The sequence below is a fragment of the Candidatus Dadabacteria bacterium genome (genome assembly GCA_026706695.1).
GTDB lineage: Bacteria > Desulfobacterota_D > UBA1144 > Nemesobacterales > Nemesobacteraceae > Nemesobacter.
Genome location: JAPOYE010000083.1, coordinates 1 through 15,321, shown reverse-complemented (window position 1 = coordinate 15,321; position 15,321 = coordinate 1). Strand labels below are relative to the sequence as shown.

The 15,321-nt window shown below is 51.2% G+C and carries 13 protein-coding genes; 3 read left to right on the top strand and 10 right to left on the bottom strand.

Annotated elements, in window-relative coordinates:
* Nucleotides 1-10 precede the first annotated feature (10 nt).
* Complete coding sequence (locus OXG10_06090; protein ID MCY3826931.1) at nt 11-1,744, bottom strand: hypothetical protein; 1,734 nt, start codon at nt 1,742-1,744, stop codon at nt 11-13.
* A gap of 69 nt (nt 1,745-1,813) precedes the next feature.
* On the bottom strand, nt 1,814-4,273 hold the full coding sequence (gene gyrB, locus OXG10_06085) for a DNA topoisomerase (ATP-hydrolyzing) subunit B (protein ID MCY3826930.1): 2,460 nt from the start codon (nt 4,271-4,273) through the stop codon (nt 1,814-1,816).
* Nucleotides 4,274-4,695: 422 nt separating this feature from the next.
* Between gyrB and OXG10_06080 the strand changes: the two genes are divergently transcribed.
* Nucleotides 4,696-5,505, top strand: coding sequence for a hypothetical protein (locus OXG10_06080; protein ID MCY3826929.1), 810 nt, complete (start codon nt 4,696-4,698; stop codon nt 5,503-5,505).
* Nucleotides 5,499-6,365: a nucleotidyl transferase AbiEii/AbiGii toxin family protein gene (locus OXG10_06075; protein MCY3826928.1), complete on the top strand. Its 867-nt coding sequence runs from the start codon at nt 5,499-5,501 to the stop codon at nt 6,363-6,365. Before OXG10_06080 ends, OXG10_06075 begins: the two co-directional genes overlap by 7 nt.
* A gap of 36 nt (nt 6,366-6,401) precedes the next feature.
* On the opposite strand, the gene dcd is transcribed toward OXG10_06075, so the two are convergent.
* From dcd to OXG10_06035, 8 genes are all read right to left on the bottom strand, one after another.
* Nucleotides 6,402-6,965 carry a dCTP deaminase gene (gene dcd / locus OXG10_06070; GenBank protein ID MCY3826927.1) on the bottom strand — a complete coding sequence of 188 codons (564 nt, stop codon included), beginning with the start codon at nt 6,963-6,965 and terminating at the stop codon, nt 6,402-6,404.
* A gap of 169 nt (nt 6,966-7,134) precedes the next feature.
* Entirely contained in the window at nt 7,135-8,154 is a 1,020-nt protein-coding gene (gene pheS / locus OXG10_06065) for a phenylalanine--tRNA ligase subunit alpha (GenBank protein MCY3826926.1), read from the bottom strand.
* A 115-nt stretch (nt 8,155-8,269) separates the two neighbouring features.
* Nucleotides 8,270-9,181, bottom strand: a complete 912-nt coding sequence (gene secF / locus OXG10_06060) for a protein translocase subunit SecF (GenBank protein MCY3826925.1) — start codon at nt 9,179-9,181, stop codon at nt 8,270-8,272.
* Nucleotides 9,182-9,191: 10 nt separating this feature from the next.
* On the bottom strand, nt 9,192-10,793 hold the full coding sequence (gene secD / locus OXG10_06055) for a protein translocase subunit SecD (protein MCY3826924.1): 1,602 nt from the start codon (nt 10,791-10,793) through the stop codon (nt 9,192-9,194).
* 4 nt (nt 10,794-10,797) lie between these two features.
* Nucleotides 10,798-11,175 (bottom strand): preprotein translocase subunit YajC, encoded by a 378-nt coding sequence (gene yajC / locus OXG10_06050; GenBank protein ID MCY3826923.1) that lies wholly within the window; start codon nt 11,173-11,175, stop codon nt 10,798-10,800.
* Nucleotides 11,176-12,285 carry a tRNA guanosine(34) transglycosylase Tgt gene (gene tgt, locus OXG10_06045; protein ID MCY3826922.1) on the bottom strand — a complete coding sequence of 370 codons (1,110 nt, stop codon included), beginning with the start codon at nt 12,283-12,285 and terminating at the stop codon, nt 11,176-11,178.
* 20 nt (nt 12,286-12,305) lie between these two features.
* Nucleotides 12,306-13,106 carry a 4-hydroxy-tetrahydrodipicolinate reductase gene (gene dapB / locus OXG10_06040; protein MCY3826921.1) on the bottom strand — a complete coding sequence of 267 codons (801 nt, stop codon included), beginning with the start codon at nt 13,104-13,106 and terminating at the stop codon, nt 12,306-12,308.
* A 1-nt stretch (nt 13,107) separates the two neighbouring features.
* Nucleotides 13,108-13,581 carry a hypothetical protein gene (locus OXG10_06035; protein MCY3826920.1) on the bottom strand — a complete coding sequence of 158 codons (474 nt, stop codon included), beginning with the start codon at nt 13,579-13,581 and terminating at the stop codon, nt 13,108-13,110.
* A gap of 51 nt (nt 13,582-13,632) precedes the next feature.
* Here OXG10_06035 and OXG10_06030 point away from each other — a divergent pair, with 51 nt between their 5' ends.
* Nucleotides 13,633-14,640 (top strand): YicC family protein, encoded by a 1,008-nt coding sequence (locus OXG10_06030; GenBank protein MCY3826919.1) that lies wholly within the window; start codon nt 13,633-13,635, stop codon nt 14,638-14,640.
* Nucleotides 14,641-15,321: the final 681 nt, after the last annotated feature.

Below are 15,321 nucleotides of genomic sequence, written 5' to 3'. Positions count from 1 at the left end.
TCCAAATGATTTAACGTCCTCTCTTGGAAAGAAGTTTAGAAGACTGATTCCGCTCCCAGACATCAAGCATCGTAGGGAAGGGGTTGCGCGCGGCCAACTTAGTTACCCGCTCCAATGTTTTCACAAGCGGGCGGTTATTGATTTTTCTTTGCGATTTCTTGTCCAGCATTCTATTGACCAACTGCTCCGCCAATTTAAGCTTCGAAAGTCCTCCACCGGTCTTCTTTTTATAAAGTTCACTCAAGCGAGCATTCGGATTCTTGTCCTTTGTACATGTAATAACTTCTGAACGAGTAAAGCATGCTCGATCCTGTGCCACCACGCTAAGAGCTGCAGCGACCTCTGTTGCTGAAAAATTATCCAGTTCAAACGATTGACACCAAATCTTGATGTATTCCCCCCGGGTAACATATCGACGTATTCCATGGATCGACTTCGCCTCTTTTGCTGCGTTCTTCAGTCGTTTCGCATAGTTTTCATTATCGAGAATGAGAAATGTGAATGTCTGATTATGATGCAGATAGTCCACGAGACGTAATATCGCACGGTATCGGTCTTGTCTCCCACCAGTGGCATTATCCACACTACCGAGAGGAATGATTTCGATCCCGAATTTACCAGGATGCGCTCCAAAATAACTATCGAATATTCTCTGGATCACTAGTTCCTCTGAAGGACCTTCAACAAGCAGGCATAATTTGGGTTGAGGGTTTACACCATAACGGTTCGCAACAAACTCCAAATAACGTCGCGTATCACGACGGACTTCCAGTTCGGGCACATGATTGATTATGGTGCCAGTAACTTCGTTCGGATGTGGTAGGTTATCACCATACAGATCTTTATATAAAAGTCGTAGCATATGTGCACCAGTACGCAATGCCTCGGCTTTGAGTGCATTACCTTTTAACTTGTTCCGCTCTCTAATGGGTATAAATTGGATTAACTGATACCAGCGCGCCATCGGATCACAGCTTTCTTGCATGACCGCCAACCCCTCATAAGCACGACGCAACTTCTCAGCGGTAAGTTGGAATAGCTTTTCGGTCTGACGCGGTTTCCAGCAACGGGCATATTCCTCCCAATCCCAGTTCATTGGATTAACAATAATCCATCTGTCCACGTATAACTTAACAGAAACTTTCCCAGTGCGTTGATCGCTCTGAGTGTAGGGATAGTAGCGATTCGAAATGAACTGGCAGAGCAAAGCCCGACTGCGACGGTGCTCATGCTCGCGTAGCATGTTTGCGCTGTCTTCAAAGATCTCCATCCATTTCTTGCCATTCTTATTCCAGTCTATATCTCTTGTCTCTTTGGTTTCCAGAAAACCGTCCATATGCACAGAAAGAGTCATGCTGTTCAAGATGAAGTCGAGGTGCGCAAGCTGAAAGATTGAGTAGTAGCCCTCTTGATTCTGGTCTTTAGTGTCAGGAACAGTATGGGAATCTTGGATGGAGGTCGTGTCCCAAGCCCACCCTTTCCTAAACCAGTCATTCTCCTTTATAGATAGAAGCACGAAAGATCGCTTTGCTCGTGGCGGTGTTCGTACTCGGTAGACCGGTGCAAATAGCCCAAGTCGTTCCAGCCCAATCAAACGCTTTCGATTTAGCGGCAGGCTTCGGTCCTTGCAAAACTTGATAAATTTATCCGTTCCTAATAGCGGGCAAGCTATTAGGGCACTTTTTCTGACGATGGTCCGCCCGATATTGGGCGGAAGAGTTAGGGTGTTCTGAGATATTTTCATTTGGGCTTGCAACGATTCTGGTCTATAGAACTGATAGTTCCCTTCCCATACAACTCCCAGTTCGGTCTATCAGATATCCAGATTGCTGACCCTAAGAGCGTTTAATTCAATAAACTCTTTTCTGGGTTCTACCTGATCACCCATGAGCTTCGAGAATATCTCGTCCGCTTCAACAGCATCGTCAACCTGAACCTGTTTCAGCACCCTGTTCTCGGGATTCATGGTAGTTGACCAAAGCTGCTCCGGGTTCATCTCCCCGAGACCTTTATACCTCTGTATGAACTGACCCTTCTTCCCCCTTTCCATGATGAGTTCAACGAACTTCTCGAGACTTCCAATCTCTTTTTCTTCGCTGTTATCAACTATATGGCAGGCAGAGTCCCAGAGCGGGCTAAGCGACTCGGCAAGCTTCCTGAGCTCCCTGAAATCGGGAGAGGCGAGAAAGTTAAAATCAATCAGGCAGGAGCTTACCCTTCCGTTTTCCCTGAAGTCATATTCGATGCTGTTTGAATTATGTTCCGTGTCTTCTCCAAGCGTCCAGTCAAGATCAACTATGTCGGGATAGCTCTCTTCGAGCCATTGCTTTATTCCGACAAGATGAGCATCCAGGGAGGCTTCGTTGCCAATCCTGAGGTTGGTCTTGCCGAGATCGACTCTTCTGGCGAAACCGTCAACTATCCCCCTATTTCTCCCCCACCTGCTCATGCGGTCAAGAAGTTTCCCGTACCTGATGGCTTTCTGCACGAGATCGAAAAGCTTCTGTCCCTTGATCTGCCTTGCGTGACCGTTTGTGCCTCCAGAGGCGATTTCAAGGCCTTCGACTCCGAGCTTGACGAGAAGTTCCTCGTATTCCTGATCGTCCTTGAGATAAGTTTCCTTTCTTCCCTTTCTCACAAGGTACAGAGGAGGCTGCGCGACGTAGAGATATCCCTTTTCTATTACTTCTCTGAAATAGCGGTAAAACAGCGTGAGAAGAAGAGTCCTTATGTGCGATCCGTCAACGTCCGCGTCGGTCATCAGTATTATCTTGTGGTAGCGTATCTTCGATATGTCGAAGTCGCCTTCCTCCTCCCCTATCCCGGTGCCCAGAACGGTGATCGTGGTGCGGATTTCCTCGTTGGCAAGCATCTTGTCAAGCCTAGCCTTCTCGACGTTCAGGATTTTCCCCTTAAGCGGCAGAATGGCCTGATTGTGCCTGTCTCTTGCCTGTTTCGCGGATCCGCCCGCCGACTCCCCCTCGACTATGTAAAGTTCGCTTTTCTCGGGGTCGCGCTCCTGGCAGTCGGCGAGCTTTCCGGGAAGCGCGCCGGACTCAAGGGCGCTCTTTCTCCTAGTAAGCTCCTTTGCCTTTCTCGCGGCGTTCCTTGCTCTTGCGGCTTCTATCGTTTTTTCCACGATTCTTCTGGCCACAGGGGGATTCTCTTCAAAGAACACCCGAAGCTTATCGTTAAGCAAAGACTCGACGATGCCCCTTACGGAAGTGTTTCCGAGCTTCGTTTTGGTCTGGCCTTCAAATTTCGGATCCGGGATCTTTACGCTCACAACAGCCACCAGACCCTCCCTCACGTCCTCTCCGGCAATGGCCATCTTGAGATTCTTAAGAAGGTTCTTCTCCTCGGCATACCTGTTTATGGTCCTCGTAAGAGAAGTCCGGAAACCCGAGAGATGGGTTCCGCCCTCCACGTTGTTTATGTTGTTCGCGTAGCAGAATATGGTTTCCCTGTAAGTGTCGTTATACTGCAGGGCGACTTCGACCACGGTCGAGTCCCTCTCTCCGGCGACGTAGATCACCTCGGGATGAAGCGCTTTTCTGTTCTGGTTAAGCTCCTCGACGAAAGCGACGATCCCCCCTTCGTAGAAAAACTCCTGGGACCTGTCCGTTCTCTCGTCGTTAAGGGTGATACGAAGACCCTTGTTAAGGAAAGCAAGCTCCCTTATCCTGTGGGCGAGGATGTCGTAATTGAACTCGCTAACCTCGAATATTCCGGAATCGGGCTTAAAATGAATCTTTGTTCCGCTTTTTTTCGTTTTCCCGGTGTTTTTAAGGTCTTTTACCGCCTCTCCCTTTTCATATTCCTGGTACCAGACATCCCCTTCCCTCTTTATCTCTATCGAGAGGTTCTCTGAGAGCGCGTTTACCACCGTGACACCCACGCCGTGGAGCCCTCCCGAAACCTGATAGACCTTGCTGTCGAATTTCCCCCCGGCGTGGAGCATGGTCATCACGACCTCAACGGCCGGTTTTCCCGTCTCCTCGTGGATGTCAACCGGGATTCCCCTTCCGTCGTCCTCAACCGTGATGCTCTCGTCCACGTGCACGGTGACGGAAATATTGCCGCAGAAGCCGGCCAGGGATTCGTCCACGCTGTTATCGAGAACCTCGAACACGAGGTGGTGAAATCCCCGGGAATTGGTATCACCTATGTACATATCCGGGCGTTTTCTTACGGCTTCAAGGCCCGGAAGAACCTTTATCTGCTCGGCGGTGTAATCGTCGCCGTAACCGTTATTCTGCCGCAATTCGCCCATTGTTTCGGATTCTTGAGACTCGCTCAAAACAAGTACCTCCCGGTCAGAGATATCGTGGTTATTATGATACCTGAAAAAAAGAAAAAAGTCCGTAATATCCGGCAGTTTAAGTAAAAATCAGAAATTTTCTCCATAACAATCCATTGTGCGGTCAACCACAAACGATGTTGCTCTTTTAAATCTAATTATTTCTGACTGAATTCTTTCAGACCATCATAGTCGCACAGAACTTCAAGAGACATCACCTGCTGTACGAATAATGTTTTTGAAGGTAAATTTGCGTTTTTATGGAATAGATTTAATATGGCAAAAATTTGACATTATCTAATTTTTGCCATATTATTTATATCAAACATGATAGATTATATTAAGTAACAATTAGAGAAAATCAAATTAACACCGAAAGAAATCTAAAAAAGTCCATGGTCGGAATTGAACTGGTCAAGCTTCTGGCTTCCCAGGGAGACAGGATATTCTCCACAGAACGGGCGCGGGAACTGGCCCCCCGCGTTGGTCTCAAGGATTCGTACCTATGCGAAGCTCTTTACCACCTGCGTCAAAATGACTGGATAGTCCCGATCCGCAGGGGGCTGTTTGCACTGTCCGTTCCTGGAATCTTTCCCGTGCACGAGTTTGAGATTGCCATGAATCTGGCAAGCCCCGCGGCGATCTCTCACTGGCTGGCCATGAATCACCACGGCTTGACAGAACAGATCCCGAGAACGATTTTCGTCCTGACAACCACGGAAAGTTCCTTCCCGCGCGTTCGAGGGATTAAAGGCAGAGGAATGTCCTACAGGGGTTATGAGAGCGGGAACGCTTCATACAGGTTCATTCAGGTGAAACCCGAGCATTTCTTCGGTACGGAAGAAATACTGATCGGCAACACTCTGGTATCAATAACGGATATGGAACGTACCCTTCTGGACGGTCTCTGCCGTCCGCAGTACTGCGGCGGCTTTGAGGAAGTGCTTTACGCCTTTAACAAAACAGAAGACAGACTGAATATCAAGCGCATAGTCGAATACGCTCTGCGACTGAGCGGCGCGGCGGCAAAACGACTGGGTTGGATTCTTGAATACTGGGGATATGATTCTTCCGAATTCAGCGAACTTGCGGAACTGCCCGTCAAGGGCTATCGCAAGCTTGATCCCACGGGGCCGAGAAAGGGACCGTGCAACAGCCGCTGGATGATACAGGAAAATCTGCCCGGGAACATCGACTCATGGTAAAATCAGCTTACTCCCTTATTTCGCAGGCGCACAAGTCCACCGGCATTCCGTGGCATGTTATCGAACGTGATTATCTGCTTTCCTGGATTCTCGCCGGTATCAGCCAAGTACCGGCACTTTCCGATACCCTTGTCTTCAAAGGGGGTACGGCTCTCAGGAAATGTTATTTCGATGATTATCGCTTTTCCGAGGACCTGGATTTTACCGGACTCCCCACGACGCCCAGAGGCGATAACATGGAAAATTCCATTCGGGAAGCGTGCGAGATCGTTCAACAGAGACTCCTGAAAGAACCCGTGAATATTGTCTGTAAACGCTATAAGGAAAGGCGCCCTCACCCTGGAAATCAGGAAGCTTTCAAAATACGGGCCCGCCTCCCTTGGCATAATTATCCGCTTACCAGGATTATGGTGGAAATCACCATGGATGAAAAAATTCTCAGGCCCCAGCAAAGGCGAAAAATCATTCATCATTACGACGAACCGCTCGAAGCGGAAATCAATACATATTCCCTTGAAGAAGTTGTCGCGGAAAAACTACGGGCGGTATTGCAAAACGTTGACAGATTTAAAAGCAGCAGATGGGTCAGACCACGTGCTCGCGATTACTATGACCTCTGGCATATATTGAGCGCACGCAGGGATGACATGGACTTTACCGATTTCAGTTCTTTCCTGCGGAACAAGTGCTCGGCAAAGAACATCATGTTCACAGGCGCTGAGGATTTTTTTGACGACGGCTTGCTTGCCCTCGTCGGCAGGGACTGGGAACGCTCACTTGGAGACATCGTGCCGGATCCGCCCGCATTGAAGATGGTGCTCAGCGACCTGCGCGTGCAGATTGCCGGTCTTTTCTCTTAAGGCGTTAAAATCAGCAGCAAAACACCGGCCGTCATGCTACCCCTGGGAAATTTTCGGATGCGTTATGCCGGTCTGTTTCTGGTATTTTCCCTTCTTGTCCGCGTACGAAATTTGGCATTCCTCATCACCCTCAAAAAAGAGCACCTGGGCTATTCCCTCGTTTGAATATATCTTCGCGGGAATGGGGGTCGTATTCGAAATTTCAAGCGTCACGTATCCCTCCCATTCGGGTTCGAACGGGGTGACGTTAACGATTATCCCGCACCTTGCGTAAGTGGATTTACCGACGCACACGGTAACGGTGCTTCTGGGTATCCTGAAATACTCAACGGTTTTTGCGAGCGCGAAGGAGTTCGGCGGAATTATACAGTAATCGTTCTCTATCTCCACAAAGGAGTTGGGATCGAAATTCTTAGGGTCAACGACGGCGCTGTGAAGGTTGGTAAACACCTTGAACTCGTTGCTCACCCTGATATCGTAGCCGTAAGAGGAAAGGCCGTACGATATAACGCCCTTGCTTACCTGCCCCTCTACAAAAGGGTCTATCATCTTGTGCTCAAGCGCCATTTTCCTTATCCAGTGATCAGGTTTGATTCCCATCGATGTTCTCCTTTCTGTTCTCTCGAATTTTGCTTAACGTTTGATCCGGATCATTCTCATATGAGAAATATTTTCAAAACTTCGAAATGTTGTCTAATTTGATGGTTTTATATAGTAAAATGAAGCGAACCATAAAAAACGATTCCCATCTGACAGCCGCCCCTAAAAACTATACGAACTGCCTCAAAAACCTTACATCGTTCTCAAAGAAAAGCCTTATGTCGTTTATCCCGTACTTAAGCATGGCGATTCTCTCAACCCCCATGCCGAAGGCGAAACCCGAATAGATGTCAGTGTTGTAGTTAACGCTTGAGAAAACCGCGGGGTCGACCATTCCGCATCCCATTATTTCAAGCCAGCCGGTGCCCTTGCATACCCTGCATCCGTTGCCGGAACATATCTGACACTCTATGTCCACCTCGGCGCTGGGCTCGGTGAAGGGAAAGAAACTCGGGCGGAACCTTACGTTCGTATCGTCGCCGAAAGTGAGTTTGACGAACTGAATGATGACGGATTTTAAGTTTCCGAAAGTTATCCCCTTGTCAACGAGAAGACCTTCTATCTGGTGGAACATAGGGGTGTGGGAAACGTCGCTGTCGCACCGGTAAACCTTTCCGGGAGCTATTATCTTCACGGGGGGCTGCTGGGTCTGCATGATCCGTATCTGCACCGGCGAGGTATGGGTTCTCAACACCATGTCATCGGTTATGTAGAAAGTGTCCTGCATGTCCCTTGCGGGGTGGTTTTTCGGTATGTTAAGCGCCTCGAAATTGTAGTAATCAAGCTCGACCTCGGGCCCCTCGGCGACTTCAAATCCCATCCTCTCAAAATCATAGACGATGCGCTCCATCACCTGGGTTATGGGATGCTTGGCTCCGACTGGCATTCCACGCCCCGGGAGAGTGAAGTCGGTTGCCTCCTCAAGGAGCTTTTCATCCATCGCTCTGCGCTTTATCTCATCGGATTTTCTCTCGATCAGCTCCTCGACTTCCTTCTTGGTTCTGTTTATGAGAATGCCCGCCTGGCGGCGCTCGGAAGCGGGAAGGTCCTTCATGGATTTCAGAAGCTGCGTGAGGGATCCCTTCTTCCCGACGTAGCCTGCCTTCACCCTGACGAGATCGGCTTCCGTAGAGACCCCCTCAAGATCAGAACCTATCTGGTTTCTTATCTGCTCAAGCGCTTCCTGCATAATATGAACGAGTTGTGTGTTTTAAGAAACAAAACGGAAAATATTTAACCGTTATGGGAGCGATTATCAAAGCACGGATGGAGCTTTTGACGGGCCATCCGCCAAAGCGCGGCTTCTATCCGGCCGCCTTTCTTTTTCTCCAGTAGACCACGAAGGCACTCGCCACGAAAATCGACGAGTAGGTTCCTATAATGACCCCGACCATAAGGGTAAACGCGAAATCGTGTATTACCGAGCCGCCGAGGAAAAAGAGCGGAAGGAGTACTATGAATACCGTTATAGCCGTGAGCAACGTACGCGAGAGCGTCTGGCTTATTCCATCGTTAACAAGCTCCCTGAAGCCCTTTTCGGGGAAATTCCCCATGTTCTCCCTTATCCTGTCAAATATGACGATTGTGTCGTTAACCGAATAACCTATCACTGTCAGAAGCGCGGCTACGATCGCAAGGGTGAACTCCTTGTCCGCGAGCGATATGGCCCCAACGGTTATAAGGGTATCGTGAATAAGGGCGATAACCGCCCCCACGGCAAAACCGAATTCAAACCGAAACACCAGGTAGGCGAGTATGCCGACGCACGCAATCAGTATGGATAAAAGGGCCTTGGTTATGAGCTCCTTACCCACCCTGGGACCTATGTAGTCTATCCTCTGGATGGAGGCTCCCTCGAAATTTTCTGACGTGGCGAAGAGGTCTTCCAGCTTTTTCTGGAAATCTCCTATCTGGTCAAAAGTCGCAAGTTCCGGCGCAAACTGTATCAGGTGCTCGTTGTCGCCCGGAAGACCGAAGCGCTGAACCGATTCCGAGGGAAAGCCGTTCTCGGCAAGCGCATCTTTGAGAACCTGGGTCTCAAGGCTCTTTGCGAGCTTTATATGTATCTCCGTTCCACCGGTGAACTCTACTCCCCAGTTAGGCCCCTGGTGATACAGAAGGGAGGCGATGGAGATAACCGCAAGCGCGATGGAAATACGCATCGCACCCCCCATCTTATCCACAAAATCGTAACTCAGTTTTCCTATAATCCGCACTCGCGCACCCTCAGATACTTACTTCCGTTAGGTTCTTGTCTCTGTAAAGCATGTTCGTAAAGACTCTCGCCACAATCAGGTTACTGAAAACGGTCGACACTATTCCGATTGAAAGCGTTGCCGCAAAACCTTTTACGGGGCCGGTGCCCAGCCAGAAAAGTATAAGCGCCGTAAGAAGTGTCGTGACGTTCGCGTCAAGTATGGTCCAGACGGATCTCGCGTATCCCGTTTCAATCGAGTGAACCGCGGTTTTGCCCGCCATGAGTTCCTCTTTTATTCTCTCGAATATGATGATGTTTCCGTCAACCGCCATGCCGAGCGTCAAAACGAGTCCCGCTATGCCGGGAAGCGTAAGCGTAACGCCGAAAGCGGAGAGAAAACCCATTATGAAAAGTATGTTGAGCACAAGCGCGGCGTTCGCTACAACACCCTGCATCCTGTAGAAAAAGACCATGAACACCAGAACAAGTATGCCGCCGACGATCATGGAGAATCTCCCCTTCTCTATCGAGTCCTGCCCCAGGGAAGGACCTACGGTCCTTTCCTGCTCGACCCTCACGGGAACCGGAAGGGAGCCTGATCTCAGGATAAGCGCGAGGTCTTTTGCCTCCTCCGTGGTGAAAGTGCCGGTTATCGTGCCCTGGTAGGTTATTTTGTCCTGGATTGTGGGAGCCGACTTTATCACGCCGTCAAGAACTATCGCCAGACGTTCGCCGATGTTAGCCTCGGTAAGCTTGCCGAACTTGCTCGCGCCCTCCCCCCTGAACGTGAATCCGACCGCGGGGTTTCCGTAATTGTCAAACGTTATCCGGGCATCCGAGATATATTCCCCCGTCACGCTCGCAAGCCTTTCAGTCAGGAAGAACTTCTCGTTCTCGTTCCCGGTGTCTCCCTCGTGGATGGCAAAACCTTTTTCCGCGAGCTGCCTCTTGGTCCCGGCTTCGGCGGCAGCGAGCAGGTTCTCCTGCGACGCCCCGGCCGCCCTTACGATTTTGAATTCCAAAACGGCCGTCTTTTTGATCAGGTTAACTATTCTCTGCCTGTCTTTTTTGGAAGCGCCCGGCACTTGCACCAGGATCCTGTCTTCGCCTGATTTCTGTATGCTCGGCTCGACGAGGCCGAAATCCTTAACGCGGTTCTCTATTATGTGGCGGACCCGCTCTATTGAGTTTCGCTCAAGCTCATCCACGTAGGACGATTTTATCGAGAGCCTGACCAGAAAGCCGTCGGAACTTATATTCGCCACCTTTTCAAACTCGTCGCGCGCAACCTCAAGCGCCTTGTCCATATCCGCGCCCGGGAAAAGGCCGATCGTGAGGGTTCCGTCCGAGACAGAGGAGTTCTTAACGAGAATCCTGTTCTGCCTGAATTTCGATACCAGGGACTCCTCGACTATGAGCATTTCCTGCTCCACGCCCTCTTCGGTCTCCACTCCCAGAAGAAGAAATATCCCTCCCTCAAGATCAAGCCCGAGGCTTATCCCCTTGCTTGAGAAAACCTTTCCCCACCACGAGGGAAGCTTGTCGCCCATGAAGGTAGGCGTAAGGAGTATTACGCAGAGAAAAGAGAAAAGAGCGATAACGGTAATCCAAAGACGGGACACGCCTTTCATCTAATCAGCCGCCCCCTTTGGGTTTGCCTTCAGCTGCCCCGGAATCGGTCTTCTCCGAGATCCCGGAGCGGACCATTTTTATGTTGATGCCTTTAGCTATCTCGACCGTGAGGTCGTCCCCGTCGACGTTTATCACCCTGCCGTATATGCCACCGGTGGTAACAATGCCGTCGCCTCTTTTTACCTCGGCGAGCATCTTCTTGCGCTCACGGCTCTGGCGCTGCTGAGGTCTTATTATAAGAAAGTAAAAAAGGGCGAATATTAAAACGAACGGGAGTATGGCCGAGAACGGCGTTCCCCCCGTTCCTCCCTGCCCGGTCCCGGGAGGCATGCATGATAAAAGAAAAAGGGCTGAAGTAGCGGCAAAAGCTAGTTTTTTCAATTACTGTTCCTCCTCAGCATCGCTGAGTTCCGAGCACAACTGCCTGAAGGTGCCGGTTTTTATCGATTCTCTTATTCTTCTCATCAGTTCGGAGTAATAATAGAGGTTATGAAGGGTCAGCAGCTGAAGAGAGAGAATCTCCCCGGCCATGAATATATGCCTCAGATACGACCTTGAAAAATTTTCGCACGTGTAGCAGCCGCAATCCTCATCAAGAGCCGAGCTGTCGTACGCGTAACGGGAGTTTTTTATAACCACTTTTCCCCGGCTTGTAAAGAGAGTGCCGTTGCGGGCGTTGCGGGTCGGGATTACGCAGTCGAAAAGATCGACTCCGAGAGCTACCGCCCTCACTATGTCGCCCGGATTGCCGATGCCCATGAGGTAGCGGAGCCTGTCCTCGGGCAGAAGCCCGGCGCAGAGTTCGGTAATCTCAAAAGTCGCCCCGCTTTCTTCGCCGATCCCCAGCCCGCCTATCGAGTAGCCGTCAAACCCTATGTCCACAAGCTCGCCCGCCGAGCGCGCCCGAAGGTCCTCGTACACCCCTCCCTGCACGATGCCGAAAAGGGCCCTGGAGGGATCCCGCCTCGCCTGCTTGCAGAGCCCCGCCCAGCGCGTCGTAAGGGAAACCGACTTCTCCATGTACTCGTAGGGGGAATCATGGGCCGGACATTCGTCAAAGCACATCATCACGTCAGAGCCCAGGTCCTCCTGAACGGCTATCGAGACCTCCGGGGAGAAGAAATGCTCGCTTCCGTCTATGTGGGAGCGGAAGGAGACCCCGTCTTCCGTTATCTTCCTGCTTTTCGCGAGGCTCAGCACCTGATAGCCGCCGCTGTCGGTGACGATCGCGCCGTCCCACGACATGTAGCGGTGAAGTCCGCCGAGGGAGCTTATTATGTCCGTGCCGGGCCTCAGGTAGAGATGGTAGGCGTTTGCGATAAGAGCCCTGAAACCGAGACGTCGAAGATCAAGAGGCGTTATGGCCTTGCCCGCTCCCTGGGTCGCCACGGGCATGAATGCCGGAGTCTCAACCGTTTCACGTAAAGTGCGGATTTCCCCCAGCCTGGCGGAACCGCCCTTTTCCTTTTCGACAAGCCTGAACTGGTACATGGTGGACAAACGCGGCGGGATCAGAATCCGAGCACGTCCCTCATAGCGTAGATCCCCGGAGGTTTTCCCGGAATCCACTTCGCCGCGCGAATCGCGCCCGCAGAGAAGTTCTCCCTGCTGGTCGCCCTGTGGGTAAGCTCCACTCTCTCTCCGTCGCCGAGGAACATGACGGTGTGATCCCCGACCACGTCTCCTCCCCGAAGCGTCTGGATGCCTATTTCCCCTTTCCCTCTCGCCCCTATCCGCCCGTGCCTTTCATATTTCGCCACGTCTTCGAGCTCTGATCCTAGACCGGCGGCGACCGCTTCTGCGAGCGCGATTGCCGTTCCGCTGGGAGAATCGGCTTTCCCCCTGTGATGGGCCTCGAAAATCTCTGCGTCGTAGCCCTCTCCCAGATGAGAGGCCACCTGCCTTGATATCTCGAAAAGGACGTTTATCCCGACGCTCATGTTGGGAGAGAAAACGCACGGTATCCGCCGAAGCAGCCCAAGGAGCTCTTCTCTCTGCCCGGGCTCAAAGCCTGTTGTCCCTATGACCATCGACTTTCCGTTCCGGACCGAATATTCGGCGTGGGCAAGGGTCGCCTCGGGAACGGTAAAGTCAATTATGACGTCCGAGTCCCGGGCCGCTTCCGAAATGCTGTCACTCACGCTTACTCCCGGCCCCGCGCCCGCAAGAAGATCCCCTAGATCCCGGCCGACCGAAACGTGTCCCGCCGCCTCAGTCGCCCCCACAAGCTCAATATCCCCGTCTGAGCCCGCGAGCGAAGCCACGCTCATTCCCATACGCCCGCACACCCCCGCTACCGCAACTTTTATCACTTTAGCCTCCTCCGTCTCCGCCTTGCGGTCCGTAACTGCAGTTCTCAATGCACTCGTCCTTCATTATCTTCCATTCTTTTTCGGGTATGGAAAGATCGTAGCGGTTTGTGTATCTGGCCCTCTGACGCTTGTCTTCGCCCGGCTCCCTGTAGTCGACCTCGACTTCCGCGACCACTATGGCGGTGTCCTTGAAAAGCTGGGTCGCCAGGACCCTGTAGTCAACTATCCTGATGTCGTAGCGCTCGTAAAGAAGCTCGAACCTGCTCACGTAACCCTCGCGGTCCGAACTGAATATATGGATCTTCTCGTAAGCGGATTTAAAATCCCGTTCCTTAAGCGCCTCGAGAAAAGAGTTCACCACGCTGGTGGCAGAAACTCTCGGCTGCGGCCTTCTTGCGTCTTGACTTCGCACGGGAATGGCGCAGGAAGCAAAAAGAAGCAGCAATGGCAGAACGAAAAGATAAGCTTTTCTCATGGAGCGGGAACTGAAGATCCTGTGAATAAAATAAGAAGTTAAACGAGAAAAATGGCGCAGGCAAGTTTCGGCGACGTGCGCCGCGGTTTTCTCCGCACACCCGGCGGCGGTTGCGAAGCCGAACCCGTTGCGGGTATCCTGCTTGGGAAAAAAGAAAACGGATACAGAAATAAAGAGAAAACTATCATGAAAAGCATGACAGGTTTCGCGGAATCATCCGTAAGCACGGAGATCGGAAAGATCATGGTGGACATGCGGTCGGAGAACCACAGGTTCCTTGACGTCAAGGCCAGCGTTCCCGAATCGTTACTCCACATGGAAACCACCATTGAAGACAGGCTGAAGAACTCGATTCAGAGGGGGAAACTCCGCCTCAGGCTTTCCGTGCAGACAAACAGAAAGGAGAGACAGCGGTTATCCGAAAAGGTTCTCCGGGAAAATCACAGTTCCCTCAAAAGAATCAATTCCGCCCTGGGGCTCAAAACGGAGATAGGAATTGAGCACCTGCTCATGATGGAGAACTCCTTTGAAAGCCACGCCGGACCAGAGGTCTCAAGGGAGACGGAAGCCAGAATCAAGGAAGCGGTAGCAAAAACTCTCGTAAAGTTCAACAAAAGCCGGGAAATCGAGGGGCAGAAACTTGAAAAATCCATACTCGGGCGTCTGGAGGTCATAAGAAAGACGGTTGACGGCATAAAGAAAAAAAGAAAAGAATTCATAAAGAAATCCGACAAAAAGACTAAGGAGAAAATCGAGAAACTCTTCTCCTCAAAGCATAAGAACGACCCTATTCTCTCCCAGGAAGCCGCGGCAATAATCACGGAGAAAAGCGAGATTGACGAGGAAATCGTGAGGCTTGAGGCTCACATCTCAAAGTTCAGGAAAACCGCCAGGAAAAAGGGGGCCGTAGGGAAGGAGCTTGACTTTCTGGTCCAGGAAATGAACAGGGAGGCGGGAACGATATCGGCGAAATGCAAGGACGCGGGGATCTCGCACCTTACAATAGGCGTACGCCTTGAACTCGAGAAAATACGGGAACAGATTCAGAATATAGAATAGAGTTCCACCGGGTCCCGAGATTCATGCCCGGACATCCTTTTATTTCTCATACAACTTTAACCACCGGTCGGGTTTTCGTCGCCCGCAGTGCCTGACACGCTAGCTTCGTCTGGAAATAAGCGACGGAAGTATCTCCTCTTTTTCTTATCGCCTCTCGACGGGCCCTGCTCTCGGCTTCAGCGCATCCTCTTGCACCGGCTTGAGAGACCAACCGACCTGCGGCAGTCCGAATAGAATTCCGACACTGGAAGTTTTCGCCAACACCAAGAACAAACGTGATAACCGCTGTCCCTACGAGGATACTTGGGCCTCTTCCGCCGGTTTCTTTCTTTAGGCCACCTGTTGTCACGCAACGACGGCGCTTCGGGATTCCCGTTGATCTGCTTCCCGTCAACATATCTGTTTATCGGTTTCTCAAGTCCCATGATCCACTTTCTTCCCGGTCGGCAATCTCCTGCTTGCGGTGACGAGAGAGAACTTCCACAGTCGGCTTCATTATCAGAAGGTTTCGGTGCAGAATCGAATTGCATGGGTTCGACCGCCGATGCTGCGCGAGTCGGGAGGAAATCGGCTGTCTTGTCTGCCCAACGTAAGCCGATCCGTCGGGAAAGCTGATTTTATATATCCGCCCCTTGAACTTTGAAGTGCACCACCCCTGAAATCAGGGTTTGAGTCCTTTCG

Bases quoted from the DNA above. Each gene is read 5' to 3' on its own strand.
- dcd (MCY3826927.1), bottom strand. From the start codon at position 6,965: ATGGGAATCAAACCTGATCACTGGATAAGGAAAATGGCGCTTGAGCAC.
- OXG10_06035 (MCY3826920.1), bottom strand. From the start codon at position 13,581: ATGAGAAAAGCTTATCTTTTCGTTCTGCCATTGCTGCTTCTTTTTGCT.
- OXG10_06075 (MCY3826928.1), top strand. From the start codon at position 5,499: ATGGTAAAATCAGCTTACTCCCTTATTTCGCAGGCGCACAAGTCCACC.
- tgt (MCY3826922.1), bottom strand. From the start codon at position 12,285: ATGTACCAGTTCAGGCTTGTCGAAAAGGAAAAGGGCGGTTCCGCCAGG.
- OXG10_06090 (MCY3826931.1), bottom strand. From the start codon at position 1,744: ATGAAAATATCTCAGAACACCCTAACTCTTCCGCCCAATATCGGGCGG.
- OXG10_06080 (MCY3826929.1), top strand. From the start codon at position 4,696: ATGGTCGGAATTGAACTGGTCAAGCTTCTGGCTTCCCAGGGAGACAGG.
- pheS (MCY3826926.1), bottom strand. From the start codon at position 8,154: ATGCAGGAAGCGCTTGAGCAGATAAGAAACCAGATAGGTTCTGATCTT.
- OXG10_06030 (MCY3826919.1), top strand. From the start codon at position 13,633: ATGGCGCAGGCAAGTTTCGGCGACGTGCGCCGCGGTTTTCTCCGCACA.
- secD (MCY3826924.1), bottom strand. From the start codon at position 10,793: ATGAAAGGCGTGTCCCGTCTTTGGATTACCGTTATCGCTCTTTTCTCT.
- gyrB (MCY3826930.1), bottom strand. From the start codon at position 4,273: ATGGGCGAATTGCGGCAGAATAACGGTTACGGCGACGATTACACCGCC.